This is a genomic window from Nostoc sp. DedQUE09 (assembly GCF_034530915.1).
Classification (GTDB): Bacteria; Cyanobacteriota; Cyanobacteriia; order Cyanobacteriales; family Nostocaceae; genus Nostoc.
The window spans coordinates 35,122-38,412 of sequence record NZ_JAVRCE010000076.1; the positions used below are offsets into that span (position 1 = coordinate 35,122).

Here is a 3,291-nt window from a genome sequence, read left to right on the forward strand (position 1 = left end):
CTTTGAGTAAATCCAGCAGTGCTTCAACTACCTGTGGCGAGGCGTTGTCCAAGTTGCCCAATGCAAGAACAGCAGAGTCACGCACACTCTCACTCTTATCTTTGAGTAAATCCAGCAGTGCTTCAACTACCTGTGGCGAGGCGTTGTCCAAGTTGCCCAATACTTCAGCAGCAGAGTTACGCACATCATCACTCTTATCTTTGAGTAAACCCAGCAGTGCTTCAACTACCTGTGGCGAGGCGTTGGCCTTGCCCAACTTGCCTAATGCAAGAACAGCAGAGTCACGCACATCATTACTCTCGTTTTCGAGTAAATCCAGCAGTGCTTCAACTACCTGTGGTGAGGTGTTGCCCAAGTTGCCCAATGCTTTAGCAGCAGAGTTACAGACACTGTCAGTCTCATCTTTGAGTAATCCCAGCAGTTCTGCCAATACTTCCTGTTGTTCACCTAAAGCTGCCCGATATTCTCGCAGTCGCTCTTCATCTATCAAATCTATTGATGCTTTCAACAGTTGTAGTGCTTGAGCTTGAAACTGGGTTTCATTTAAATTGCAAAAAATTTGAAAAACCTGTGCTTTAACTTCGTAACCTACTCGTTGAGAATGGCTAACTTCAAGCTCAACTAATCTCTGCAAAATATCTGTAATCAATTTGCCATCAGATAATTTTAAATCTTCTGCTAAACAAGTCCCTGCAAATAAAAGATTGCGGTGCAGCCATTCTTCATAAGGAGCCTCTTGTTGCAGAATTGCTTCAATAATTCTTTTCGAGTTTTTTGGATTTTGTTGAGCTATTAATACCAAAAACACCTCTCGCCAGTGGGAATTGTGTAGATAATCTCGAATGTGATTTAGTACTTCGTTAAAGTCTCCTGATTGGCGATCGCGTATTTCTTCACCTGCTAAATATTCCTGAAAAGTCTTATGCACAAAGGCATATCTATCTTGACCTTGTTCGTTTAATAAACCACAGCGTTCTGTAATATGGTCAACTAAGCGTTTGGCTTCGGCTTCAGCTTGATGTTTCTGAACTTGATAATTACATTCACGAATATATTTGCTTAATTGCGTAATTAGCTCATCTCTATCAATCAGCGTACCACCTTCTTTATCGCCAGTTTCCCCTTGAGAGTGAATCCAGTAAGCAAGGTGTTGCATCAATATTTTGATATCATCCAATTGAATATACTTCAGCTTCCAAGACTCAATACCCTTATTTACATCCCAGTTAATCAATAGCGTATCAACTGCCTGTTCATAGAGTTTATATCGCTGTCTAGGCAAATGTGCGTCATAGCGATGAATCAAGGCAATAATTGTCAGTAATAAAGGATTGCGTGCTAATAATTTGATGCGTTCTTGTGTTGCTAATGCTTTTTTTAAGCTTTCTTGACGCTCTTGTGCTTTTTCTGGGTTGTTTGGTAGTCTGCTGTTATACCATTGCTGAATAAATAAATCAATTTGACTATCATCAAATTTTTCTAGCTGATAATGAGGAAATTCATCTGTACCAAAAAACTCTCGCCTATAACCTGCTGGACGCGAAGTTATAATTGCCCGATTTTGAGAATATTGTCCGATAAAGCTGTGAATTATCTTTACGAATTCATGGCGATCGCTTAGTTTAGCGATTTCATCTAAGCCATCAAGTAAAATTAACGCTCTCCCATCTTCTAACCAATGTTCAAAGAAACCTTTGGGCAATTCTTTAACATGAATACTATTGGCAAAATTGCGTACATATTCTAAAAGATTCTTCGTTGAAGCTTTGCCTAAGTCTCTAATTCTAATCAAAATTGGCAGTAACTCTAAGTCTGCTGATAAACCGAGTTTTTCAGTCTGCTGTTCAGCCAGCATCACAGCAAAGTAACTCATCAAAGTTGTTTTACCAATTCCTGGTTCTCCCAACACAACAAATTTATTGCGTGTACTTTCTTTCAGCAGTTCTTGGGCTGAGAATTTCTTGCCACTACTTTGTTGTGCCCAAAGTAAATTTTGCTGGGGTTGCTGGTTGGCTGTCTCTTCTAAAGGCAAAGCTAGATTTAATTTTAAACCTGCGCTTGCTCTAACTTCCACCTGCTCAACTACATTAGGCATTACAAAAATTTGTGGTAGTTTAGCAAATTTTTCTTCTTCTTTTGTTTTTACCTTTATGCCGACAAATTCAACACCATCAAAATAGCCTAACAGTTGTTTGAGATAATCTGATTTAGCAATTTGAAACTTTAAATATGTATTGGTGTGTTCAAAATAAGCATCTGCAAACTTTTTCAGCCAATGTTCAATACTTTCATCGCGAAACTCTAAGTTTGGCTTTTCTGATTTAATTTTGTGGAATATTTTAATTAAAACTTGTAGATTTGGGGTTGTTTTCTCAGTAAAAGGCTTCTGTAATTCTTCTTGAACTCCCGTATCTTTAAAAAAACCCTCTACAAGCTCTCTCGCATCCTTTGGCGTACAGCGAAAAAATAAATGCTTATAAGAATCTTGATTAGTATCCCACTCTTCGGCGGATTGTACACCTGCTTTCAAAGCTTTTTCTAAGTCTGTAGGATTTAATGCACTATTGATTTTCTTAACAATTTCTGGAAATACTACTTTTCCTACTGAGCCAGCAATAGTTAATAACTCTACACTCATATTGCTTGGTATATATAGTTTATATACATACTACACGCTTGTTAGCTTTGTCAGTCGCTGCGCGAATTTTACAACCGATTCAAGGACGGGATAATCCTGATTACCTGCAACTGTTGCTTTTTCCCATGAGCAACAGCAATGAACCTATTCTACTATTTTAAAAATCCCTAATTCTTGTCGTCAAATGGCTGTAATTTTAATCATATTATTACCCCCCTTAATCCCCCCTTGTAAAGCAGGGCTGTTTCATTCCCCAAAGAGCTTTAAAAATCAAGGGTTATAGCAATTAAAAATTAGTTATTTTGTTACTAGCGTGCCGATGAAACCAACTATTTTACTGATATTTCAGTGCTTAAATATTCATCTCTTCGTCACGCTTACTTACAATTTTCTTGCTAACCATCTTGACAAATCCTGTTTGAAATGGAATGAATCAGCCCTGCCCTTGTAAAGGGGGGAAATAAGAAATCTTGTTCCCTCCCCTTTGCAAGGGGAGGGTTAGGGTGGGGTAAAACTGACGCGAAAAACCAAGTGAGGAAGCTATTTCTGGCGATGCCTACGGCTGGCTGCGCCTACGCATTTGTTATTTTGGCGATCGCATTTGTTACTTTAGCGATCGCATTTGTTACTTTAGCGATCGCATTTGTTACTTT

General features: G+C 38.6%; 1 protein-coding gene. It reads right to left on the reverse strand.

Annotated features, from left to right (window positions below; all coding sequences use genetic code 11):
- Nucleotides 1–2,638: NACHT domain-containing protein (locus tag RMY27_RS30960; RefSeq protein WP_322668657.1), on the reverse strand; the 2,638-nt coding region annotated here is incomplete at its 3' end.
- Nucleotides 2,639–3,291 lie beyond the last annotated feature (653 nt).